This is a genomic window from Collimonas pratensis, from assembly GCF_001584185.1.
Taxonomy (GTDB): Bacteria; Pseudomonadota; Gammaproteobacteria; order Burkholderiales; family Burkholderiaceae_D; genus Collimonas; species Collimonas pratensis.
The window spans coordinates 4,924,650-4,947,435 of sequence record NZ_CP013234.1; the positions used below are offsets into that span (position 1 = coordinate 4,924,650).

A 22,786-nucleotide genomic window follows, 5' to 3' on the forward strand; every position below is an offset into this window, starting at 1 on the left:
TTGTTTATCGCTGGTTTTTTATCTATAACTCACTAAGCCCGGATCGCGCGCGCTTTCAAGATGCGCGTAACTATTCATGTAGCTCAAGCTGACCCTGCCCGGACTGTGCAACAGCTTGGTGACGCCGGTGTTGACCAGCGCCCAGTTCAATTCGAAAATCTGCCGGTCTGGAATCGCCAGCAGCTGCTGGCAGATCGCGCTGACCGGGCCGCCCGAGGTAAACACCCAGGCCGACTGCCCCTTGCCGGCGGCTTCCAGCAAGCGCGCCAGGGCAGCGTTGCAGCGCGCCTTGAACACCGCCCATGACTCGCTATAGTCGCCATCATGCTGACCACTGACCCAGCGCGCCACTGCCTTGGCAAACACTTTCTGGAAAGCGCGCGCAGGATTTTCCTGCTGCGCCAGGTAGGCCGCCAGCACGGCAGGATCGGCGAACTCAGGCATCAGCCGCAACAGCACTTGCTGATGGTCGAATTCGTCGAAGCCCGGATCCTGCAAAACCTGCGGCGCCCGCTCACCGTTCGGCAACCACGCAGCCAGGCAAGCGTCGCTGCTTTGCTTGTGGCGGCGATGGCTGCCGGTGACCAGCAAGGAAAGATCCTGGCCGGTCTGCACCAGCCATTGCCCCAGCAAGGTCGCCTGCCGCACGCCCAGCTCGGACAGCTGGTCGTAATCGGCGGCGCCGAAGCTGGCCTGGCCATGCCGCACCAGATAGATGGCGCCCATTTCAGATTTGCTCCGGCGCTGCTGTCGTCAGCATGGCGTGGTTCATATGGTCGATTGCGCGATCAGATTGCGGCAGCGCTGGTCCAGGTAGTTGACCACGTGGCCGAACATGGCAAACTGCGGATTGGTGGTTTGTCCATGATGGAAGCGGTAATAGATCTGCTGGATAATCACCGCCAGCCGGAACAGGCCGTAGATTTCATAGAAATCGAAATGGTCGGTGCGGTAACCGGTCTGCTCGCCGTAATAGGCGATCACTTCCTTGCGCGTCAGCATGCCCGGCAAGTGCGTCGGCTGGCGCCGCATCATCATGAATTGCGGCTCGTCGTCGGCTTGCACCCAGTAAGCCAGCGTATTGCCGAGATCCATCAGCGGATCGCCCAGGGTCGCCATTTCCCAGTCCAGCACGCCGATCACCTTCAAGGGATCGTCGGCATCCAGCACCACATTATCGAAGCGGAAATCGTTGTGGATCAGACAGGTAGCGACATCGGCCGCCGGCATCTTTTCGGCCAGCCAGCGCATCACTTCTTCGCAGTCCACCACGTCGTCGGTGCGCGCCTTGCGGAAGCGCTCGCTCCAGCCGGCAATCTGCCGCTGCACATAGCCTTCCCCCTTGGCCAGATGGGCCAGGCCGGCCGCCTGGTAATCGACCTTGTGCAGAGCGATCATCTTGTCGATCACGTTCAGGCACAGCTGGCGCGTATCGCTCTCACTCAGGACCAGGCCGGGCGGCAGCTTGTTGCGCAGGATAATGCCGCGCAAGCGTTCCATCACATAGAAATCGCTGTCCATCACCGCGCGGTCCTGGCAGGTTGCGAACACGCTTGGCACATAGGGATAGACCGGCTTCAGCTCGGCCATGATATTGGCTTCGCGCAGCATGTCGTGGGCCGATTTTGCCTTGGCGCCGAACGGCGGCCTGCGCAGGATCAGTTCGCGCTCGCCGTAGCTCAGCAGATAGGTCAGGTTGGAGGCGCCGCCGGGAAACTGGCTCACCGTCGGCAAGCCTTGCAGACTGCCGTCTATGCCTTGCAGGAAGGTGGCGATCTTGGCGACATCCAGTTCTTCGCCGCTGCGCACCGCGCCGGCTTGATCGATCAGGCTCATGCCGCCGCTCCCAGCGCCGCGGCGTGGGCGCCTTGCGCTTTCAGCTCCAGCTTGGCGATCAAGGCCCGATGCACTTCGTCCGGGCCGTCCGCCAGCCGCAGGATGCGGGCATAGGCATACAGGCCGGTCAGCGGCAGGTCGTCGCAGACGCCGGCGCCGCCGTGCATCTGGATCGCCTGGTCAATCACCAGTTGCGCCACGTTCGGCACCACCACCTTGATCTGGGAAATCTCGCTCATCGCTGCCTTGGCGCCGACGGTGTCCATCATCCACGCCGCTTTCAAGGTCAGCAGGCGTGCCTGTTCGATACCCATGCGGGCATTGGCGATGATGTCGGCATTGCCGCCGAGCTCGGCCAGCGGCTTGCCGAAAGCAGTACGCGTCAAGGCGCGTTGGCACATCATTTCCAAGGCGACTTCGGCCGCGCCGAGGGCGCGCATGCAATGATGGATACGGCCTGGCCCGAGACGACCCTGGGCGATTTCAAAGCCGCGGCCCGGACCGGCGATGATGTTTGCCAGCGGTACTCGCACATTGGTGAAGCTGACTTCGCCGTGGCCGTAGGGTTCATCCAGCGCGCCGAACACCGGCAGCATGCGTTCGATCTTCACACCTGAAGTATCCAGTGGCGCGATCACCATCGAATGACGGGCGTGTTTGGGACCATCCGGGTAAGTCAGTCCCATGAAAATCACGAACTTGCAGTCGGGATGGCCGATGCCTGTGCTCCACCATTTGCGGCCGTTGAGCAGCACTTCGTCGCCTTCGACGATGGCGGTGGCGCGCATGTTGGTGGCGTCGCTGGAGGCGACCTCGGGTTCAGTCATGCAGAAGGCCGAGCGGATTTCACCGGCCAGCAGCGGCTTGAGCCATTGTTCCTGCTGCGCCGGCGAGCCGTACTTGACCAGCACTTCCATATTGCCGGTATCCGGCGCGTTGCAGTTGAAGACTTCCGGCGCGATGTGCGAGCGGCCCATGATTTCCGCCAAGGGCGCGTAATCGGTATTGCTGAGGCCGGCGCCGAACTCCGCGTCCGGCAGGAACAGATTCCACAAGCCGGCGGCCCTGGCCTTGGCTTTCAGCGCCAGCATCACCGGCGGCACATTCCATGGCCGCGCGCCGCGCTTGAGCTGGCTGAAGTATTCCGCTTCGGCCGGCAGCACATGCTCGCTCATGAAGGCGTTGAGCCGCTCGATATATTGGCGGGCCTGGGGCGAATAAGCAAAATCCATGACATTCCTCGACTGTTTGGCTATGCAAGCAGTGTGCCGCAAGGTCTATAATTCATCAAATGAATGATTTACATAGATAATAATTAATTTCATGCATATCAGCCGCATCGACCTCAACCTGTTCGTGGTGCTCGACACCATCTACGCAGAAGGTAATATTACCCGCGCAGCCAAGGCGCTGAGCCTGACCCAGCCAGCCGTTAGCCACGCCCTGGCGCGCCTGCGCGAACTGCTGGGCGATCCCTTGTTCATCCGGCAAGGCAGCAGCATGCTGCCGACGCCGATGACGCGCTCCCTGATCGGTCCGGTGCGGCAAGCCTTGCAGACGCTGGAAGTCAGCGTCAAGCACGGCAACCAGTTCGATCCGGCCAGCAGCCGCCGCAGTTTCAACCTCGGCCTGACCGGCGTGCTGGAAGCGCGCCTGCTGCCGCCGCTGATGCAGCTGCTGCAAGCGCAGGCGCCGATGGTGGCGATCAATTCGGTGCGGGTGGAACGGCGCCAGCTGGCATCAGAACTGGCGGCCGGCACGCTCGACATCGCGGTCGACGTCTTGCTGCAGCGGCCGGCGGAAATCCACAGTACACCTTTATCGCGCGATGCGCTGGTAGTGATCGCGCGCCAGGATCACCCGGCATTGCAGAATGGCCTGGACCTGGAAACCTATCTGGCGCAAAGCCACATTTTAGTGTCCTCGCGGCGCACCGGACCCGGCATCGAAGATGTCGAACTGGCGCGCATGGGCCGCCAGCGCCAGATCGGCTTGCGCTGCCAGCACTACCACGCCGCCTGTCATGTGGTCAGCGCCTCCGACCTGCTGACCACCATGCCTGAGCACTACGCGCAGATCGCCAACCTCAACCTGCCGAACCGGATCTATCCGCTGCCGCTGCCGACGCCGACCCTGGACGTGTATTTATATTGGCATGAGAATGCGGAGCTTGATCCGGCCAACCGCTGGCTGCGCGCGGTGCTGGGACAGTTGTTTCCCGAACAGAATCGCCTGGCGACCGCCAGATCCCCGCGCAAGACAAAGTAACGGCGCTTGGGTGGCAAATACCGCGGTCTATTTTTTTTCTGGATGCGCCGCCTGCCACTTGCGGACGCAGAATTCGATGTACTCGCCGACGCGGTTCTGCTCCGCCTCCGGTATTTCCAGGAACGATTCCAGGCTGATGCTGAAAGGCCATTGGCCGGAATGCTTGGCCGCTATTTTCGGATGGCCGATCCCGGTGGCCAGCCAGAATATGTCGACGCCCAGGAATTTCGCGGCGAGCGCCGAGTTCTCCGCTGTCAACGCCTTGGTTTTGCCGGCAATCACCTGCCCGACCGCCTGCACGCTGACGCCGATGGCGTCCGCGAGTTCCTGCCTGTCTTTTCGGGCTATCTGCAGAGCATCTGCAAGTCGCGCGCCATAATTATTCACCATCGGTAAAGAATACTTTCATTCAATTAAAGCATGGTTGCAATGTGCACTAAAGAATGCTTTAATACATATGTAAAAACTGACAATGGTTTTAGCGATATGGACCCACTTTCCACGTACTTCCCGCTCAAAAACAAGGTCGCTCTGGTGACCGGCGCAGCACGCGGCATAGCTTTACACATTGCCTGCGCCTTGTCTGCGGCTGGTGCACATTTAGCGATTCTGGATGAAAGGGAGCAGGAAGGCGGCGTTATCGCCGGGCTGCTAGGCAGCAAACTGACCGAAGTCAGGTTCTGGCAGCTGGACGTCAGCGACAACGACGCCGTACAACGAGTGATGGTCGCCGTCGAAGCGCACTTCGGCCGCATCGACATCCTGATCAACAGCGCCGGCGTCGACGCCAGCCAGCCGTATGCCAACGGACTGTTGCAGAAGCATTGGGAAAAGGCGATGCAGGCCAACGTCAACGGCAGCATCCTGTGCAGCAAGCATGTGGCGCCGGCCATGGAGCGCGCCGGCGGCGGCTCCATCGTCAACGTCTTGTCGCCCTGCGCCGTGAGCCGGGTGCAAGCGGCGGCAGCCGATCATGCCGCGAAAGCGACACTGCGCATGAGCAGCATGAACGCCATGCGCTACGCCACCCAAAACATCCGCGTCAACGCCATCCACCCAGGCGTAGTCCGCCCCCCCGCCCTAGCCGCAGCAATGCGCAAGCGCGACGACCTCACCCAAGCCCTGGCCGACCGCGCCGAGCTGCAAATGCAAACCACCCGCGGCTCCGCCACCGACGTCGCCGCCGCCGTCCTTTACCTGGCGTCAGACGCCAGCCGGTTTGTTACGGGTGGGGAGCTGGTGATTGATGCTGGGCCTTGCCATAGTTGACGGTGGGGTGTTGGGGTTGTTTTGACGTTGCCGTTGCTTTTGACGTTGGGGTTGCTTTTGAAGTACCCCGCATGCGGACGTTGCCAAGTGAGGCGGGCGCCAGTCGGGAATTATGGGGCACATGTTTGAGCGAAGCGAGTTTGTGCCCCATCCGACTGGCGCCCGCCTCATTTGGGGACCCGCCGAAGGCGGGCAACGGCTGTGCGGTCGCCTTTTCTTTGCTTACTTTCTTTTGGCGAAGCAAAAGAAAGTAAGTAGCTGCCGGGCTACCCCCGGCTAGCTTCCACGGAGTCGCGAGCGTTTTAGCAATCCTCAAACCGTTCTTAGCTTGCCAAGACATGTACTCCGTAGAACGTCAATTGGGGTCAGAGTAATTTTCGCAAAGAACGCGAAAAAAAACTCTGACCCCAATTGACTGCTGCGGCGATGGATTTAACTGCTGCGGCGGTGGATTTGACTGCGGTAGCGGTGAGTTTGGCCGCTGCCGGGTGGCTTAAAAGTAGCTCAGGCCCAGGGCAGCTTTGACTTCGTCGGCTGTTTTTGCCGCTACTTCGCGCGCTTTCGCCGTACCTTCCTTCAGGATCTGCATGACATGGCCCTTGTCCTTGGCCAGCTCCTCCCGCCGCGCCCGGATCGGCGCCAGCAAATCCTGCAGGCACGCCTCCAGCCGCGCCTTCACCAGACTATCGCCCAAACCGCCACGCACATAGTGCGCCTTCATCTCCGCCAGGCCAGCCTTATCCAGGTCAAACGCATCCAGGTACAAGAACGCCACATTACCCTCCAGATGCCCAGGATCCTGCACCCGCAAATGCAAAGGATCGGTATACACCTGCTTGACCGCCGCCCGGATCTCATCCGCGCTGGCGCCAAGGTTGATCGTATTGCCCAGCGACTTGCTCATCTTCGCCTTGCCGTCGATCCCCGGCAAACGCCCGATCTCCGGCACCAGCGCCTTCGCCTCCACCAGCACATCGCGGCCAGCGGTACGATTGAAACGCCGCACGATCTCATTGGTCTGCTCGATCATCGGAATCTGGTCTTCGCCCACCGGCACCAGCGCCGCCTTGAAGGCCGTGATGTCCGCTGCCTGGCTGGCCGGATAAGTCAGGAAGCCAGCCGGAATATCGCGCTCGAAACCACGCAGGCGAATTTCTTCCTTCACTGTCGGATTGCGCTCCAGGCGTGCCACCGTCACCAGGTTCAAATAATAAAAAGTCAATTCCGCCAGCTCAGGAATCTGCGACTGGATCAGGATGGTCGACTTGGCCGGATCGATACCGACCGCCAGGTAATCCAGCGCCACCTCCACCACATTGCGGTGCACCTTGTTGGTGTCGTCCATGTTGTCCGTCAGCGCCTGGGCGTCGGCCAGCATGATGAACTGCTGGTAGCTGTGCTGATATTCGATACGATTACGCAAGCTGCCGACGAAGTGGCCCAGGTGCAGCGGACCGGTAGGACGATCGCCGGTCAGGATCACGGCAGATTCGGTGGGCTTGGGAGACTCGTTCGTTGGCAAACTCATTAACATTCCTTTTTAGCGATATCCTGAAAACCCTATATTGTGCCATCAGCGGCGCTCAAGAATGAGAAAAGCCGCCGGCGATTTCTCGCCGGCGGCTTTTTTGCTGCCAGCCGATAGACTGCAGTGCCGGGCGAAGCTAAGCCCGCCCGGCCTGCAACAAACCGCTATCAGCTGCTTTTCTCTTCCTGCTCGATCCCTGCCAGGATCCAGCCGCCCTGGCCGGCAGTCGGCTTGGACAGGTTCCAGATCTCGGCAAACGGCGCCGCCGCAGCGTTGTCGTCTTCCTTGATCATGCCGGTGAAACGCACGCTCGCCAGGTAGTCGCTGTCGACCGTGTCGATACCCAGCAGCTCAGCATCCAGCGACACCACATCGGTATGGTTTGCCGAGGCGCCGCGCTCCTGCAATTGCATGCGCAGTTCGGCAAACATTTCTGGCGTGGTGAATTCACGGATGTCGTTGCTGTCAGCCTTGTCCCAGGCCGCTTGCAGGCGCAGGAAGTAAGTCTTCGCGTGACGCAGGAAGCCTGCGGTATCGAAATCGGCAGGCACGCCCCAAGCGGTAACGCCTGCGGCGCCAGCGCCGGCAGCCGCGACCGGCGCTGCATCAAATGCAGCACGCTGCATAGGCTGTTCGATGCGTGAAGCGATTTCCGGCGTGAAGCTGGACGGCGCTGCGCTGGCGAAAGCGGGCTGCATGCCAGCGTTAGCCGAATTGCCGCCGGCCATTTTGCGGCGCACCAGCTTGTAGATGAACATGGCGGCAAACGCGAACAAGGCGATCATGATGATGTTGCTGATCATGCCGGCCATGGCGCCGAGGCCCATGCTGGACAGCAATGCACCCAGGCCAAGGCCGAGCAAGGCGCCGCCCAGCATGCCTTTCCACATGCTAGGCTTGGCTGCTGCAGCGGCGCCAGCCGCGGCCGGAGCTGCCGCCGCGGCAGCAGGCTTGGCTGCCTGGCTTGGCGCCGGCGCGGCCTGGCGGTTCATGCTTTGCGACTTCTTGCCGAAGGAACCGCCACCGCCCATGCGCTTGGCTTCCACGGTTGCGATACCGGCTGAGAACGTCATTGCAACGACGATCAGCGCGACGAATAATTTCTTCATACTTTCTCCTGAGATTTAACGCCATGCAAAACATGGCTATAGGTGCTGCGGGTAGTGCTGACGATATTGACTGGATCTCCTCGCAGGCAGGGCCGAGCGGACAGGCCAAGGAAATGCACAAGGCAATCCGGCAAGCTGAGCAGCGGCAAACAATGCAAACAATGACTGCGAGGAGGGCCGGATAAAATCCGGCAGATGGCTAGGCGCCCGCCGCCGGAACAGATATCCAGGCGGCGTGAGGGCGCTTATGCTCGAGGAGGAGGTCCGGCCGGCGGCAGGAACGGCGGCTGCCGCGCCTTGTCGTTGCTCAGCGCGGGGCTGTCAGCGATTGCCGTGGCGGCAAAAATAAAGGGAAAAGCGGGTACGGTATCGTCGCCCAGATCGACGTGCATCTCGATGTCGTCGGCAAGGCTGTCTTGATTGTCCTGCGCATCTTGCCTATCCTGGCTGTCGGCGAGCTGGCATTGCGCCGCTGCATCGTCCAGCTGAACCGTATATGCCTGCGTCGCCATCGCATCTGCTTTGGATTCGGCGATGCCTGCAAAGACTTGCATAGGCAGCAGAAACACCAGCAGAAGGATCAATAATCGTTGCATAAGCGTTGCATCAAGGCAGTAAACCAAGCAAGGGCAGAATCAAGGAGCAATGATTATACCAAAAGCAGCTATTTCACAGTCTGTCTTGCTGATGGGAATGAAACGCCATAGACTACAAATAGTAGTTTCCATCCATCCTGAAGGGGAATACCCAGATCATGCGCATTTTGCTTGCCGAAGACGACAGTGTACTGGCCGATGGATTGACGCGTTCGCTGCGGCAGTCGGGCTATGCCACCGATTGCGTCATGAACGGGATGGAAGCGGATTCGGCTTTATCGATCCAGGATTTCGACCTGCTGATCCTCGACCTCGGCTTGCCGAAGATGAGCGGACTGGAAGTATTGCGCCGCTTGCGCGCAAGAAACTCGCACCTGCCGGTGCTGATCCTGACCGCCGCCGATTCGCTCGAACAGCGCGTCAAGGGGCTGGACCTGGGCGCCGACGACTACATGGCCAAGCCCTTCGAGCTGTCGGAACTGGAAGCACGGGTGCGCGCCCTGACCCGCCGCGGCGCCGGCGGCGGCCCCACCGTCATCAAACACGGACCGTTGAGCTACGACCAGGTCGGACGGATCGCCTATATCAACGAGCAGATGCTGGACTTGTCGGCGCGCGAACTGGGCTTGCTGGAAGTATTGCTGCAACGCACCGGCCGCCTGGTTTCCAAGGAACAGTTGGTCGATCATCTGTGCGAATGGGGCGAAGAAGTCAGCAACAACGCCATCGAAGTGTATGTACACCGGCTGCGCAAGAAAATCGAAATCGGCGGCGTGCGCATCGCCACGGTGCGCGGCCTCGGCTATTGCCTGGAAAAAATCAGCGAACCGCATCCCATTCCTGCCACGGCTCTCCCTCCGCTCGACTCTTCCAGCCGCCGCTGAAGCCGCGCCATGGCCCTGTCTCCGGATACGCTGCCGACCACGCATGTGCCCGCGGCGCCGCTAGCACAGCCGGTTGAAGAGCGCGTCCAGCGCTCGCTGTTCGGTGAAATCCTCGACTGGATGCTGGTGCCGCTGCTACTGCTATGGCCGATCAGCATCGCGATTACCTATGTAGTGGCGAAAACCATCGCCAACCAGCCCTTCGACCAGGCCCTGGACGACAGCGTCACGGTGCTGTCACAGCAGGTAATTGAAGTCGACGGCAAGGTGGCGACGCGGCTCAACGGCCCGGCGCGTGATTTCCTGCGTGCAGACGATATCGACAATGTCTATTACCTGATCACCGATACCAGCGGCAATATCGTCGAAGGCGACCGCGACCTGATCATTCCGCCGGACATCGCTCAGGAAGACACTGCCCATCCAGGCACGGTGCAGCATCGCGACGCGATCCTGCACGGCAATGATGTGCGAATCGCCTACGCCTATGTCGATCTGCGCAGCATCGCCGAGGCGAATGCCGCCGCGCCGCCGCGCACGGCGCTGGTGCAGGTGGCAGAGACGCTGGAAAAAAGGGCGCGTCTCGCCAACGCCATCATCAAGGGCGTGATCCTGCCGCAATTCCTGATCCTGCCGATCGTGCTGGCGCTGATCTGGTTTGCGCTGTCGCGCGGCTTGTCGCCGCTGTCCGAACTGCAGCAGCGCATCCGCGCCCGGCGCCCGGACGACCTGAGCCCGATCGATTCGGGCCAGGTGCCGGAAGAGATTTCACCGTTGGTGCGTTCCCTGAACGATATGCTGGAACGGCTTTCGCTGTCGATGCAAACCCAGAAGCGCTTCATCGCCGACGCCGCGCATCAGATGAAGACGCCGCTGGCCGGCATGCGCATGCAATCGGAACTGGCGTTGCGCCAGACCCGCCAGGAGGATATCCACCGTTCGCTGGAACAGCTGGCCAAGAGTTCGGAGTCGGCCACCCGGCTGGTGAATCAGCTGCTGTCGCTGGCCAGGGCGGAAAACCAGTCGCAGGAAAATGCCCCTTTCGTGCAGCGCGATCTGTCCGAGTTGGCGCGCGGCGTGGTGCAGGACTGGGTCGAGGCGTCTTTCACGCAACGCATAGACCTCGGCTTCGAACAAGCCGAGCAGCCGCTGACAGTGATGTGCAATCCCCTCATGCTGCGCGAGCTGATCGGCAACCTGATCGACAATGCGCTGCACTACACTCCGGTCGAAGGGCGGGTCACGGTGCGCGTGCGCGCCGACGGCGAGCCTGGACAGGCGCAGTTCGCCATCCTGGAAGTGGAAGACACGGGCCCGGGCATCCCGCCGGCCGAACGCGACCACATCTTCCAGCGCTTCTACCGCATCCTCGACAACAGCCGCAGCCGTAGCGGCAGCGGACTGGGGCTGGCGATCGTGCGCGAAATCGCCCAGCAGCACGATGCGCAAATCGCGATTTCCTACAATCCGCGCAGCAGCGATCCGGAACTGCCGGGCAGCCTGTTCCGCGTCAGCCTGCATTTACTGAAAACAAACAGAGCGGATTTCCATTGACCGCCCCACCGAGACCAAAACTTTCCATGCCGATTCCCCGTCCTCCCAGCCATTGGCGCAGCACCCGCCGCTTGACCCTGGCGCTGCTGCTGGTCTGGTTCGCCTTGACCTTCGCCGCCATCTTCTTTGCGCGCGAACTGTCCGCCATCACCTGGTTCGGCTGGCCGCTCTCGTTCTACATGGCGGCGCAAGGCCTGGCCCTGGGTTACTTGCTGATCGTCGCGCTGTATACCTGGCAGATGCGCAAGATTGACCGCCGCCATCAGGCCGGCAAAGCGGACAGCAGCGCACGATGAACGACAAATCCTTTTTCTGGCGTCTGGTACGCTACTACGGCTGGTACACGGTCGGCTTCATCGCCTTGCTGGTGGTGCTGGCGATCCTGGAGCAGGAAGGCTTGCCGCGCACCTGGATCGGCTACCTGTTCATGTTTGCCACCGTCGTGCTGTATGCCGGCATCGGCATCATGAGCCGCACCTCCGACGTCTCCGAATATTATGTCGCCGGACGGCGCGTGCCGGGCCTGTTCAACGGCATGGCTACCGCCGCCGACTGGATTTCCGCTGCTACCTTCATCAGCCTGGCCGGCGGCCTCTACCTGCAAGGCTTCGACGGCCTCGCCTACATCATCGGCTGGACCGGCGGCTACTGCCTGGTGGCGCTGCTGATCGCACCGTATCTGCGCAAGTTCGGCCAATACACCATTCCGGATTTCCTGGCCGCGCGCTACCGTGGCCACAGCAGCGGCAATCCGGTGCGCGTCCTGGCCGTCATCGCCACCGTGCTGATTTCCTTCATTTACGTGGTGGCGCAGATCTATGGCGTCGGCCTGATCACCTCGCGCTTCACCGGCGTCGATTTCTCGGTCGGCATTTTCCTCGGGCTGGCCAGTATCCTGGTCTGTTCTTTCCTGGGCGGCATGCGCGCCATCACCTGGACCCAGGTCGCGCAGTACATCATCATCCTGTTCGCCTATCTGATCCCGGTTGTGCTGCTGTCGACGCAGCACACGCACAGTCCGCTGGCGCAGGTGTCTTACGGTACGGTGCTGACCCAGATCACTGACATCGAAAAAAAATTCGACGCCGATCCCAAGGAAATCCAGGTGCGCGCGATGTTCAAGGCCAAAGCCGACGCCTACGATGTGCGCCTGCGCAACCTCCCGACATCCTGGGACCAAGGCCGCATAGAAACTCAGCAGTATCTGGAAAAGCTCAAGCGCAACAATGGTTCCCTGATCGAGATCCGCGCGGCCAGCCGAGCTCTCAGCAATTATCCGAAAACGCCTGAGGAAGCCGAACGTACCTGGCAACAGGAAAAGGCCGGCTACCTGGCGCGCGCCGAGCCGCCGATTCCGCAAGCGACGCCCTTCGCCGCCGCCAGCCCGGAAGCCTCGGACATCAAGCGCAACAATTTCCTGGCGCTGGTGTTTTGCCTGATGCTCGGCACCGCGGCCCTGCCGCATATCCTGATGCGCTACTACACCACGCCATCGGTACAGGAAACCCGCAAATCGGTATTCTGGACCTTGTTTTTCATCTTGCTGATCTACCTGACGGTGCCGGCGCTGGCGGTGCTGGTGAAATACTATATCTACACCTCGCTGGTCGGTTCCGATTACGCCCACCTGCCGGAATGGGTGTCCTACTGGGCCAATATCGACAAGGCGCATCCGCTAGTCAGCATCACCGACATCAACCACGACGGCATCGTGCAGCTCTCGGAAATCGTGCTGGACGGCGACATCATCGTGCTGGCCACGCCGGAAATCGCCAAACTGCCCTACTACATCTCCGGCCTGGTCGCCGCCGGCGGCCTGGCCGCCGCGCTGTCCACGGCAGACGGCTTGCTGCTGACGATTTCCAACGCGCTTTCGCACGACGTCTACTACAAAATGATCGACCCGCAAGCCTCGACCGCCAAGCGCGTGACGGTGTCCAAGCTGTTGCTGCTGGTGGTGGCGCTGCTGGCCGCCTACACGGCATCCTTGAAACCCGGTGACATCCTGTCGATGGTAGGCGCCGCTTTTTCCCTGGCCGCCTCCGCGTTGTTTCCGGTGCTGGCGCTGGGGGTCTTCTGGAAACGCGGCAACCAGGAAGGCGCCATGGCCGCGATCGTGGTCGGCTTTGCCACCTGCGTGTACTACATGCTGCACACCTATCCCGCACTGGGCGGCTCAGCTAGCGGCCAATGGTTCCACATCGCTCCGATGGCCGCCGGGGTGTTCGGCGTACCGGCCGGCTTGCTGGCGCTGATCGTCGTCAGCCTGCTAACCCCGCCACCAGACCCGCGCGCCCTGAAACTGCTAGATCAAATCCGCGCGCCGTAGCGCTGTTGCCGTTGATTTTACGTTAGCTGTTTTAGCATGCCACCGCATGCACTCCGTAGCCCGTCAATTGGGGTCAGAGTAATTTTCGCAAAGGACGCGAAAAAAAACTCTGACCCCAATTAACTAGCGCATTGCGATTTTGCCGTTGCCGTTGCTTTTGAAGTTGAGGCTGTTTTTGAAGTACCCCGCATTGAGACGTTGCCAAATCCGGCGCGTGTCAGCCGGGAATTGTGGGGGACATGTTTGAGCCGAAGGCGAGTTTTGTCCCCCACCCGGCTGATACGCGCCGGATTTGGGGACCCGACCGAAGGGAGGGCAACGGCTTTGCGGTCGCCTTCTTTTTGGTTACTTTTCTTGCGCCCGGCGAGGGGGCGAAGCAAGAAAAAGTGACTAGCTGCCGGGCTACCCCCGGCAAGCTTCCACGGAGTAGCACCCGTTTTAAGTAACGACGATCGTTAAGCGAATGCCGCCGCATGTACTCCGTGGAACGTCAAATGGGGTCAGAGTAATTTTCGCAAAAGGCCGCGAAAAAAAACTCTGACCCCATTTGACTGCTGTCGTGGCAGTTTTCAGATCGTTCAAGGTTTGCTGCTGAATGGCTCCGACAGAATTCCTACCAGTGTGTTCACACCATTGATGTAATTTCCCAATCGCATGTTCTCATTGGCGCTGTGCTGATTGTTGTCGGCATTGACCAGCGGCACGATCACAAAAGGAACTTTCAGTGCATCGACCAGAGCACCCGTGGGAACGGTGCCGCCCATCATTCTGATCTGTACCGGTTCCTTACCGTAGGTCTTGGTCAAAGAACGGCGCAGCCAATTACCAATAGGCGCATTCAGGTCGGTACGGACGGCGCTGCTGGAAGCCGATGCCGACTCGAACGTAAGCGAGGCAAGTTTAGGATAGCGGGCGCGATCCGCATCGCTTGGCTCGCCATTGACCAGGTGAAAACCTTGCTTCTCCACAAATCCCTTGAGTAAAGCCACCAAAGCTGCCGGCTCAGTTTCAGGAACGGTACGCAGATCCAGTTCAGCGACGGCCAGCGCCGGCACCACAGTGCGCGCTTTCTCGCCGACATCGCCAGACTGCATGCCACGCACATTCAGCGATGGATATTGCATCGCTTCCTGATAGTTTTGTCCAACCTTATCTGCGACAGCAATCCCGAGACGCTGGCGCAATGCCATTTCGTCGTCAGGCACTGCGCGCATGACGCGCAAGGAATCGGCATCCAGTTTGACGCCGTCGTAATAACCGGGGACCGTAACACGGCCCTCATCGTCTTTCATCGATGCCAGCAAGCGCGCCAGCAATTGCGCCGGGTTGGCGGCATAGTTGCCGTAGTGCCCGCTATGGCTATCCTGTTTCGGACCATACACCTTCAAAGTACCGACCACGATACCGCGATTGCCGAATACCAATGTTGGCTGATTGCTGGGGTGCATCGGACCATCCAGCACCACCAGCATGTCGGACTTCAACAAATCCTGATTCCGCTTAACGACGGCGCCCAATGACGGCGATCCTTTTTCTTCTTCGGCGTCGAGAATGACCTTGAGATTGATCGCCGGTGTCTTGCCGCCGGCTTTGAGTGCATCCATCGCAGCCAGCAACATCATGATCGGCGCTTTGTCGTCCGCAGAAGCTCTGGCGAACAAACGCCATTCAGGATCGACATCCCTGGCGAACAATTTATCCAGCGGCATGGCTTCCCACTGGCCTGCTGCGTTGCGCTGTTTCAGTACCGGCGCCCACGGACTTTTCTGCTGCCATTCAGATGGATTGACCGGCTGCCCATCCATGTGTCCGTAAAACAGCACTGTGGGAAGGCCCGGATCGCTCTTGGGAAACTCGGCAAACAACAGCGGCTTGCCGTTATTAGCCAACTGCCTGGTATGAAAACCGCGTCGCTGAAAAGCCTGTTCAAACCAGGCTGCATTGCGCTGTATATCGGCTGCTACCGCGGAGTCGTTGGGAATTGCCAACACTTCGGCCCATTCCTTGAAGCTTGCCTGTGCTGCGTTCTGCACTTGTGGTGCGATCTGCGGTTCTGCCGCATAAAGAGACGGTGTCGAAAGTATGGTCATGGCACAAGCGGCCAATTGACAGAGCTGGAGGAAGGTTTTCATATGCTTTTTATTTTATAGGGGAAATAAAAAGTAGAAATTGCGGCCCGGGTCAGAGTAACGAAGAAGGTTAAGCGAATATCGCCGCATGTACTCCGTGGCCCGTCAACTGGGGTCAGAGTAATTTTCGCAAAGAGCCGCGAAAAAAAACTCTGACCCCAGTTGACTGCTGCGTCGATAGTGTTAGCTAGTTCAAGGTCTTGGCGCATTTTCTCAGACCGCAAATCCGAAGCCCGGCGCCTCATGTGCCGGCATGACGGTGACGGCGACGTCCATGGTTTGCTGGCCGCCGCCGATCAATACTCCGCGCAAGGGGGAGACATCCAGAAAGTCCCGGCCCCAGCCCAGGGTGATATGACTGGTGTCCGGGAAAATGCCATTGGTCGGATCGGCATCGATCCAGCTGCTAGCCTGGCCGTCGACGCCAGGACAATACACCGATACCCAGGCATGCGAAGCATCCGCCCCAATCAAACGCGGCTGCCCCGGCGGCGGCTCGGTCAACAGGTAACCGCTGACATAACGCGCTGCCAGCCCCAGGGAACGCAAGCAAGACAACATGAAATGCGCAAAATCCTGGCACACCCCGCGCCGCGTGGCAAACACATCCGTCACCGGCGTCGACACCGTGGTCGCCAGCGGATCGAAAGTAAACTCGCGGAAAATCCGCGTCATCAACGCCTGGATCCCGTCCAGCAAAGACAAGCCCGGCGTAAACGATTCCATCGCATAAGCCAGGAACTCGCGCTTGATCCGCACATGCGCCGATTCAAACAGATAGCGCGTCGCCTCCAGGTCGTCAGGCAACAGGAACTGCCCGGCCTGATAAGACAACTTGCCGCGCGCCAGCTCCCACGGCGGCGTCAGCGGCGACAGCTGGCGCTGCGTCAAAGTCACCCACGAATCGGCAATCGCGCGCAGATCGGCATGATCGCTCTCCAGCGAAAACGACTGCATCGGGTTGCCGAAACTGTCCAGCAACAAACGCAGATTCTGCGGCTCCGGCGTAATCGCGATGCCGTGCGAAGTACAGGTCTGCCACGGCAGCGAACGCGGCGTCAGACGCAGCATTTGATGCGACAGACGCACCGGTTGCGAGTAGGCATAATGCGTATCGTGACGGATGTGATAGACGTATTCGCTCATCAAGATACTCCCTGGCTGACCGGCGCATTCAGCGGCGTAAAAAAATGCCGCGCCAGCTCGTCCGACAAGGCAAAAGCGCCGGTGATCGCCTCGCGCATCAGCTGCACCAGGCGCGCATGCGCATCGGCCACGAACAGCGAATCGTGGCTCAGATCCTCTAGTTCGAACTCATGCAGCAAGGCCGACAGGTGCGCCGGCGTATCCATGCTGAGCGTCCCCAGCTGCTCGGCAATATCGCTCAGGTAACGTTCCAGCATCTGGAACTGGAACGCGATGCCGTGCGGATTGCTGACATCGAATACCAGCAGATGCAAGACCGGCAACCACTCCGGCGTGCGGCGGTAGCGCACGCGGTAAGTCACCACGCTGTTGGCAGATTCCAGCAGCCACGGCAGGATCTTAATCTGCGCTGCCGGCGGCTGCCGCAGGAACTGCCCGAACAAGGCAGCCAGATGCGTCATGCGTTCGATATGCCGTCCCAGCATCAGGAAGTGCCAGCCCTCGTCGCGCGTGGTGTCGTCCAGCGCGTGGCCGGCCAGGCCGACGCAAGCCTGGATCACATTGTTCAGCATGTTCAATGCGAGCGCCGGCGTCATGCCTGCCGCGCCGCCGCTATCCGCTACCAGGCCCGGCATGCGGTTGATTGCATGCCAGTTGTCCAGCGACAGATGCTCGCGCACCTGGTAGCCGCAATGATGCAAATGGCGCAGATTGGCGGCGATGCTGGTGGCGGCAGTGGGATCCACTATCGCCGCGATCAGTGCCTGCTGCAAGGCGTTGACGGTTGGCCGCCCGCTCGCCGCCGGCGCCGGCAAGGCAATCCCGAGGCCGCGGCAGATCTCGCACAGCTGGTAAAAATTTTCACGCGCGTCACCCTGGAGATCGGTGCTCCGCTGCAGGGTAGCGCGCAGCAGATGCGACAGGTTGTCGCAGCGCTCGGCGTAGCGGCCCATCCAGAACAGGTTTTCCCCGGCGTGCGACGAGATGTCGACGGTGCTGCGGATGGTGTCCAGCGAGGTGTGCGCGGTGTCCAAGCTGCGCTGCCGGCCATCCTGGCTTTCAGCGGCAGCGCTTGCCGCCGTAGGGCCGTCGGCTGCTTCCGTGCGCATCTGCCCCAGCACCCAGACATCCTTGCTGGCGCCGCCCTGCTGCATCGAGACGATATCCTTGCGCTGGCGCGGCGCCACCCGCGTCAACCCACCCGGCATGACGTGATAGCTGCCGTCGGCGGCGGCCACCACGAACACGCGCAGGCTGACGGCGCGGCTCATCAGGCGATACTCGCCGCTGCGCGACAAGACCGGCGCCTGCGACAAACGCACCCATTCCTGCGCTACGTAAGCATGCGGCTGAGTCAGCAGGCTTTCGATGACGCGCTGACGCGATTGCGCATTCAGGCTGTGGCCATAGACCGGCTGCATGCGCATCGAGGGGAAAGCCGGCATGATCACCAGCTGTTCCAGATTGGCCAAGGTGTATTCCAGCGCCGGCTTTTCGCCGCACCACCAAGAGGCCACGGCCGGCAAGGCTAATGGCTGGCCCAGCAGGCGCTGGCAGATGGCCGGCAGGAAGCCGTGCAAAGCGCCCGATTCCAGCACGCCGCTGCCGAGTGAGTTGGCGATCAGCACATTGCCCAGGCGCGCCGCCTGCACCAGGCCGGGAATGCCGAGCGCGGAATCGGCGCGCAGCTCGAGCGGATCGCAATAGTCGTCGTCCAGCCGGCGCAGGATTGCATGCACCCGGCGCAAGCCGCTCAGGGTCTTCAGGTAGACCATGTCGCCGCGCACCATCAGGTCGGCTCCCTCCACTAGCGGGAAGCCCAGCGTATGCGCCAGGAAAGCGTGCTCCGAATAGGTTTCGTTATACGGTCCCGGCGTCAGCAGCACCACCAGCGGCGGCTCGCCGCAAGCCGGCGCCAGTTCGCTCAAGCTGTTATGCAGGGTATGGAAAAACTTCAGCAGCGACTGCACATGCATGTCGCGCACCGTGTCCGGCATCGCGCGCGACATGATCTGGCGGTTTTGCAAGGCATAGCCGGCGCCGGAGGGGCCCTGGGTGCGGTCAGAAATAACCCACCAGTGGCCGTCCGGGGAACGCGCCAGGTCGATCGCATACAAATGCAGGTGGATGCCGCCCGGTGGTTCGATGCCCCGACAGGGCCAGAGATAGCCATGCTGGCCGAACACCAGCGCCGGCGGCAGCAAGCCTTCCGAGAGCAGCATTTGCGGCCCGTAGAGATCGGCCAGCACTGCGTTCAGCAGCTTGGCGCGCTGGATGACCGAAGCAGACAGTGTTTGCCATTCTTCGGCGGAAATAATCTGCGGCAACAGATCCAGCTCCCAGGGCCGGTTCGCCCCCTGGGGATCTGCATAGACATTGTAGGTCACGCCATCGGCGGCAATAGCTTCGCGCACTTCGCGCGCGCGGCGCCGCAGCACCTCAGGCGAGAGATCTTCCAGCTGGTCGATCAGGGTCCGCCAGTGCGGCCGCAGGCGGCCGCCCGCCTCAAGCATTTCGTCGTAACGATCGGCCTCAGCAGGATAACTTTCGAGTAAACGCCGGTACATGGTTGATCGCTTGCGTCACTTTTATTGGTTAAAGACAACCATCATCAAGGGATCAAAAAACTCCAGCGCGGCTATGCGCCCCCAGTCATTCCCGCGAACGCGGGAATCCATTTTAGCCGGCAAAGACGGCAACCTGGATCCCCGCGTTCGCGGGGATGACGGAGCTATGAGAGGAGCCCCTAAATACTTAAGGTTGGTCAGAAGTGACGTAAGTCTAACGTAAATGGGAACTCGACGGACGCTATTGCTTGCTTTACCTGCATCATTCCCGGCGTGTGGTTGAGGCGGAAATAACGTCCCAGGCGCCGGCTTTCCGCTTCGAATGCGTTGACCGGAAAGGTATCGTAGCTGCGCCCGCCCGGATGCACCACGTGATACTGGCAACCGCCCAGGCTGCGGCCGTTCCAGGTATCGACCAGGTCGAAAGTCAGTGGCGAATCGATGCCGATGGTCGGATGCAGGGCCGACGGCGGTTGCCAGGCACGGTAGCGGATGCCGCTGACGAACTCGCCGACGCGGCCGGTAGGCTGCAGCGGCACGGCGACGCCGTTGCAAGTGAGGACGTAGCGATCCGGCGCCATGCCGCTCACCTTGACCTGCACCCGTTCCAGCGAGGAATCGACGTAGCGGGCGTTGCCGCCGGAACGGTTTTCCTCGCCCAGCACATGCCACGGTTCCAGCGCGGTGCGCAGTTCGAGTGCGATGCCGTTGACTGCATAGTCGCCGATTTTCGGAAAGCGGAACTCGAAATGCGACGCGAACCATTCCGGCTTGAAGGCATAGCCGGCCTGCTGCAGATCGTCCATGACATCGCAGAAATCCTGCCAGATGAAGTGCGGCAGCAGGAAGCGGTCGTGCAGTTCGGTGCCCCAGCGCACCAGGCGCGGCGGTTTGTAGGGTGTCTTCCAGAAACGCGCCACCAGTGCCCTCAGCAGCAGTTGCTGGGTCAGGCTCATGCGTGCATGCGGCGGCATTTCAAAGGCACGCAATTCCAGCAGGCCGAGACGGCCGGTGCTGCTGTCCGGCGAGTACAACTTATCGATGCAGAATTCGGCGCGATGCGTATTGCCGGTGACGTCGATCAGCAGATTGCGCAGCAGGCGGTCGACCAGCCATGGCGCACAGCTGTCCTTGGCTAGCTGCTTTTCCATTTCCGCAAAAGCCAGCTCCAGCTCCACCACCGAATCGTTGCGCGCTTCATCCACCCGCGGCGCCTGCGAGGTGGGGCCGATGAACATCCCGGAAAACAGATAGGACAGCGCCGGATGGTTGTTCCAGTAGCTGATCAGGCTGCGCAGCAGATCGGGACGGCGCAGGAACGGCGAATCGCCGGTAGTCGCCCCGCCCAGCACGAGGTGATTGCCGCCGCCAGTACCGGAATGATGGCCGTCGAGCATGAATTTCTCGGTGGTCAGGCGCGTCTCGCGCGCCACCTCGTAGAGATAGCTGGTATTCGCTACCAGCTCGCTCCAGCTGTGCATCGGCTGGACATTGACTTCGATCACGCCCGGATCCGGCGTCACGCTGAACTTCTTCAGGCGCGGGTCGTTGGGCGGCTCGTAGCCTTCCAGCAGCATCGGCTGCTGCAGGGTTTCGGCGGTAGCTTCGATCGCCGCTACCAGCTCCAGGTAATCCTCCAGGCGCGCCAATGGCGGCATGAACAGATACAGTACGCCGTTGCGCACTTCAGCGCACAAGGCGGTGCGCGTGATTTTGTCCGCCGACTCCAAGGGCGCCGGGATGCTGGTGAGTTTGGCCCCCAAGGTGGAGGTCAACTTCGGATCGCTGCTGAAGGCCGTGCTGTACTTCGGCGCATCGTTTGCCGCCGCTGCGGTCTTGGCGCCGGCGCTAGGCGCCAGCTTGTCGCGTTGCTGCTGTGCTGGCGGCAGAGGCTGGAACTGCTGAGTCGGATCGGGCTGGTGCACATAAGGATAGTCACCGGCCTTTACCCATGGCTGCGAATCCAGCGGCAGCCGATAGCCGAGCGGCGAGTCACCGGGCAACAGATAGCAATGGTCGCCGCGCAGATACCAGTTGCCGCTCTTCCAGCTGCGTTCGTCGGCGCTGCGCGCCAGCGGCAGGACGTAGCCGGCTACCTTGCGCAGCCCTTGCGAAAACACCCGCGCCAAACGCGCCCGCTCCTGCTTGTCGTCCAGCCGCGAATCGGAAGGGTCGACATTGATCGCCAGGCGGCGCTCGCGCCATAGATAGTAATAAATGTCTTCATAAGCGGCGAACACATTCTGCCTTTCCAGCGTCAGGCGCGCGGCGACGCCGTGCAGGAAGCGTTCGGCGACGCCCTCTTCGGTCGCCTGTTTTTTGGTTTCATCGGCGATCAGCTCCGGCGTGTTCCAGATCGGCTCGCCGTCGCGGCGCCAGTAGCAGTTGAGCGACCAGCGCGGCAGCTGCTCGCCCGGGTACCATTTGCCCTGGCCGAAATGCGGCAAGCCTTGCGCCGCATATTGCTGGCGCAGGCGGTGATACAGCTGCGCCGCCAACGGTTTCTTGCCGGGTCCCATGGCGGCGGTATTCCATTCGTCGCCCTCGGGATCGTCGAGCGCCACAAAGGTCGGTTCGCCGCCCATGGTCAGACGTACATCCAGCGCATCGAGGTCATCGTCGATGGCGTGCCCGAGTTCTTCGATCTGTTCCCATTGCTGTTCGCTGTAAGGCTTGGTGACGCGCGGCGATTCCCAGATACGGGTAACGCTCATCGCGTGGCCGAATTCCACTTCGCTCGGTTCCACCATGCCGCTCACCGGCGCCGCGGATGACGGTTCCGGCGTGCACGACAGCGGGATGTGGCCTTCGCCGGCCAGCAAGCCGGAAGTCGGATCGAGGCCGATCCAGCCGGCGCCCGGAAGATACACCTCGCACCAGGCGTGCAGGTCAGTGAAATCGACCTCGGTGCCGGAGGGGCCGTCCAGCGATTTCTGGTCCGCCGTCAGCTGGATCAGATAGCCGGACACGAAACGCGCCGCCAGTCCCAGGTGGCGCAGGATCTGCACCAGCAGCCAGGACGAATCGCGGCAAGAGCCGGAGCCCAGGTCCAGCGTCTGCTCCGGCGTCTGCACGCCCGGCTCCATGCGGATAGTATAGCTGATCAGCTGCGCCAGGCTCTGGTTCAGGTTGACCAGGAAGTCTTCTGTGCGGATCTTTTCGCGCGGCACCGTATCCAGGAATTTTTGCAGCTGCGGCGAGACCGGCAGCTTCTTGCGGTAGGGTTCCAGCTCGTTGAGCAATTCAGCGGCGTAGGAAAACGGTACTTTCTCGGCATACGGTTCGAGAAAGAAATCGAAGGGGTTGAGCACCGACATTTCCGCCACCAGGTCGACCTCGATCTGGAACTCGGTGGTCTTTTCCGGAAACACCAGCCGCGCCAGGTAGTTAGCCTGCGAATCCTGCTGCCAGTTGATGAAATGCGGCTGCGGCAAGATCCGCAGCGAATAACTCAGAATCCGGGTACGGCAATGCGGCGCCGGCCGCAGGCGGATGATCTGCGGGCCGAGGCTGATGGCCTTGTCGTAGCGGTAGGTAGTGAGATGGTTGAGTGCAACGTGAATTGACATGG

Annotated in this window: 17 protein-coding genes; 6 read left to right on the forward strand and 11 right to left on the reverse strand. The window is 61.1% G+C overall.

What is annotated here, in order from left to right; genetic code table 11:
* Nucleotides 1-18: 18 nt before the first annotated feature.
* From CPter91_RS21870 to CPter91_RS21880, 3 genes are read right to left on the reverse strand one after another with little or no spacing between them, the layout of a single operon-like run.
* Nucleotides 19-726, reverse strand: coding sequence for a histidine phosphatase family protein (locus tag CPter91_RS21870; RefSeq protein WP_061944147.1), 708 nt, complete (start codon nucleotides 724-726; stop codon nucleotides 19-21).
* A 42-nt stretch (nucleotides 727-768) separates the two neighbouring features.
* Entirely contained in the window at nucleotides 769-1,836 is a 1,068-nt protein-coding gene (locus tag CPter91_RS21875) for a phosphotransferase family protein (protein WP_061944149.1), read from the reverse strand.
* Nucleotides 1,833-3,068: an acyl-CoA dehydrogenase family protein gene (locus CPter91_RS21880; RefSeq protein WP_061944152.1), complete on the reverse strand. Its 1,236-nt coding sequence runs from the start codon at nucleotides 3,066-3,068 to the stop codon at nucleotides 1,833-1,835. The genes CPter91_RS21875 and CPter91_RS21880 overlap by 4 nt, the downstream gene beginning before the upstream one ends.
* A gap of 91 nt (nucleotides 3,069-3,159) precedes the next feature.
* Here CPter91_RS21880 and CPter91_RS21885 point away from each other — a divergent pair, with 91 nt between their 5' ends.
* Nucleotides 3,160-4,104: a LysR family transcriptional regulator gene (locus CPter91_RS21885; protein WP_061944154.1), complete on the forward strand. Its 945-nt coding sequence runs from the start codon at nucleotides 3,160-3,162 to the stop codon at nucleotides 4,102-4,104.
* 27 nt (nucleotides 4,105-4,131) lie between these two features.
* Here the strand turns inward: CPter91_RS21885 and CPter91_RS21890 are convergent, their stop codons facing one another.
* Entirely contained in the window at nucleotides 4,132-4,494 is a 363-nt protein-coding gene (locus CPter91_RS21890) for a helix-turn-helix domain-containing protein (RefSeq protein ID WP_061944157.1), read from the reverse strand.
* A gap of 96 nt (nucleotides 4,495-4,590) precedes the next feature.
* On the opposite strand from CPter91_RS21890, the gene CPter91_RS21895 reads away from it, so the two are divergent.
* Nucleotides 4,591-5,373 (forward strand): SDR family NAD(P)-dependent oxidoreductase, encoded by a 783-nt coding sequence (locus CPter91_RS21895; RefSeq protein WP_061944160.1) that lies wholly within the window; start codon nucleotides 4,591-4,593, stop codon nucleotides 5,371-5,373.
* A 493-nt stretch (nucleotides 5,374-5,866) separates the two neighbouring features.
* Here the strand turns inward: CPter91_RS21895 and trpS are convergent, their stop codons facing one another.
* The 3 genes from trpS to CPter91_RS21910 form a co-directional block, all read right to left on the reverse strand.
* Nucleotides 5,867-6,901 carry a tryptophan--tRNA ligase gene (gene trpS / locus CPter91_RS21900; RefSeq protein WP_099047237.1) on the reverse strand — a complete coding sequence of 345 codons (1,035 nt, stop codon included), beginning with the start codon at nucleotides 6,899-6,901 and terminating at the stop codon, nucleotides 5,867-5,869.
* Between the two features lie 167 nt (nucleotides 6,902-7,068).
* Complete coding sequence (locus CPter91_RS21905) at nucleotides 7,069-8,010, reverse strand: Tim44 domain-containing protein (RefSeq protein WP_061944166.1); 942 nt, start codon at nucleotides 8,008-8,010, stop codon at nucleotides 7,069-7,071.
* A 245-nt stretch (nucleotides 8,011-8,255) separates the two neighbouring features.
* A complete protein-coding gene (locus CPter91_RS21910) occupies nucleotides 8,256-8,594 on the reverse strand; it encodes a hypothetical protein (protein WP_061944169.1) in 339 nt (112 codons plus the stop codon).
* 170 nt (nucleotides 8,595-8,764) lie between these two features.
* On the opposite strand from CPter91_RS21910, the gene CPter91_RS21915 reads away from it, so the two are divergent.
* The 4 genes from CPter91_RS21915 to CPter91_RS21930 are packed head-to-tail and all read left to right on the forward strand — an operon-like array spanning nucleotide 8,765 to nucleotide 13,373.
* Nucleotides 8,765-9,490, forward strand: a complete 726-nt coding sequence (locus tag CPter91_RS21915; protein WP_061944172.1) for a response regulator transcription factor — start codon at nucleotides 8,765-8,767, stop codon at nucleotides 9,488-9,490.
* A gap of 9 nt (nucleotides 9,491-9,499) precedes the next feature.
* Nucleotides 9,500-11,044 carry a sensor histidine kinase gene (locus CPter91_RS21920; protein WP_061944176.1) on the forward strand — a complete coding sequence of 515 codons (1,545 nt, stop codon included), beginning with the start codon at nucleotides 9,500-9,502 and terminating at the stop codon, nucleotides 11,042-11,044.
* A gap of 26 nt (nucleotides 11,045-11,070) precedes the next feature.
* Nucleotides 11,071-11,340: a DUF4212 domain-containing protein gene (locus tag CPter91_RS21925; RefSeq protein ID WP_061944179.1), complete on the forward strand. Its 270-nt coding sequence runs from the start codon at nucleotides 11,071-11,073 to the stop codon at nucleotides 11,338-11,340.
* The gene (locus tag CPter91_RS21930; protein WP_061944182.1) at nucleotides 11,337-13,373 is read left to right on the forward strand and encodes a sodium:solute symporter family protein; all 2,037 of its coding nucleotides are present in this window, start codon (nucleotides 11,337-11,339) and stop codon (nucleotides 13,371-13,373) included. Before CPter91_RS21925 ends, CPter91_RS21930 begins: the two co-directional genes overlap by 4 nt.
* 578 nt (nucleotides 13,374-13,951) lie before the next feature.
* Here the strand turns inward: CPter91_RS21930 and CPter91_RS21935 are convergent.
* The 4 genes from CPter91_RS21935 to CPter91_RS21950 form a co-directional block, all read right to left on the reverse strand.
* Nucleotides 13,952-15,463, reverse strand: a complete 1,512-nt coding sequence (locus CPter91_RS21935) for a M20/M25/M40 family metallo-hydrolase (RefSeq protein WP_236905884.1) — start codon at nucleotides 15,461-15,463, stop codon at nucleotides 13,952-13,954.
* 252 nt (nucleotides 15,464-15,715) lie between these two features.
* Nucleotides 15,716-16,648: a transglutaminase family protein gene (locus CPter91_RS21940; RefSeq protein ID WP_197481610.1), complete on the reverse strand. Its 933-nt coding sequence runs from the start codon at nucleotides 16,646-16,648 to the stop codon at nucleotides 15,716-15,718.
* On the reverse strand, nucleotides 16,648-19,215 hold the full coding sequence (locus tag CPter91_RS21945; RefSeq protein ID WP_061944191.1) for a circularly permuted type 2 ATP-grasp protein: 2,568 nt from the start codon (nucleotides 19,213-19,215) through the stop codon (nucleotides 16,648-16,650). The genes CPter91_RS21940 and CPter91_RS21945 overlap by 1 nt, the downstream gene beginning before the upstream one ends.
* Before the next feature lie 197 nt (nucleotides 19,216-19,412).
* On the reverse strand, nucleotides 19,413-22,784 hold the full coding sequence (locus CPter91_RS21950) for a transglutaminase family protein (RefSeq protein WP_061944194.1): 3,372 nt from the start codon (nucleotides 22,782-22,784) through the stop codon (nucleotides 19,413-19,415).
* Between the last annotated feature and the right edge of the window lie 2 nt (nucleotides 22,785-22,786).

What these genes read in the sequence shown, in the direction of transcription:
- CPter91_RS21870 (WP_061944147.1), bottom strand. Translation starts at nt 726, where the DNA reads ATGGGCGCCATCTATCTGGTGCGGCATGGCCAGGCCAGCTTCGGCGCC.
- CPter91_RS21875 (WP_061944149.1), bottom strand. Translation starts at nt 1,836, where the DNA reads ATGAGCCTGATCGATCAAGCCGGCGCGGTGCGCAGCGGCGAAGAACTG.
- CPter91_RS21880 (WP_061944152.1), bottom strand. Translation starts at nt 3,068, where the DNA reads ATGGATTTTGCTTATTCGCCCCAGGCCCGCCAATATATCGAGCGGCTC.
- CPter91_RS21885 (WP_061944154.1), top strand. Translation starts at nt 3,160, where the DNA reads ATGCATATCAGCCGCATCGACCTCAACCTGTTCGTGGTGCTCGACACC.
- CPter91_RS21890 (WP_061944157.1), bottom strand. Translation starts at nt 4,494, where the DNA reads ATGGTGAATAATTATGGCGCGCGACTTGCAGATGCTCTGCAGATAGCC.
- CPter91_RS21895 (WP_061944160.1), top strand. Translation starts at nt 4,591, where the DNA reads ATGGACCCACTTTCCACGTACTTCCCGCTCAAAAACAAGGTCGCTCTG.
- trpS (WP_099047237.1), bottom strand. Translation starts at nt 6,901, where the DNA reads ATGAGTTTGCCAACGAACGAGTCTCCCAAGCCCACCGAATCTGCCGTG.
- CPter91_RS21905 (WP_061944166.1), bottom strand. Translation starts at nt 8,010, where the DNA reads ATGAAGAAATTATTCGTCGCGCTGATCGTCGTTGCAATGACGTTCTCA.
- CPter91_RS21915 (WP_061944172.1), top strand. Translation starts at nt 8,765, where the DNA reads ATGCGCATTTTGCTTGCCGAAGACGACAGTGTACTGGCCGATGGATTG.
- CPter91_RS21920 (WP_061944176.1), top strand. Translation starts at nt 9,500, where the DNA reads ATGGCCCTGTCTCCGGATACGCTGCCGACCACGCATGTGCCCGCGGCG.
- CPter91_RS21925 (WP_061944179.1), top strand. Translation starts at nt 11,071, where the DNA reads ATGCCGATTCCCCGTCCTCCCAGCCATTGGCGCAGCACCCGCCGCTTG.
- CPter91_RS21930 (WP_061944182.1), top strand. Translation starts at nt 11,337, where the DNA reads ATGAACGACAAATCCTTTTTCTGGCGTCTGGTACGCTACTACGGCTGG.
- CPter91_RS21935 (WP_236905884.1), bottom strand. Translation starts at nt 15,463, where the DNA reads ATGACCATACTTTCGACACCGTCTCTTTATGCGGCAGAACCGCAGATC.
- CPter91_RS21940 (WP_197481610.1), bottom strand. Translation starts at nt 16,648, where the DNA reads ATGAGCGAATACGTCTATCACATCCGTCACGATACGCATTATGCCTAC.
- CPter91_RS21945 (WP_061944191.1), bottom strand. Translation starts at nt 19,215, where the DNA reads ATGTACCGGCGTTTACTCGAAAGTTATCCTGCTGAGGCCGATCGTTAC.
- CPter91_RS21950 (WP_061944194.1), bottom strand. Translation starts at nt 22,784, where the DNA reads ATGTCAATTCACGTTGCACTCAACCATCTCACTACCTACCGCTACGAC.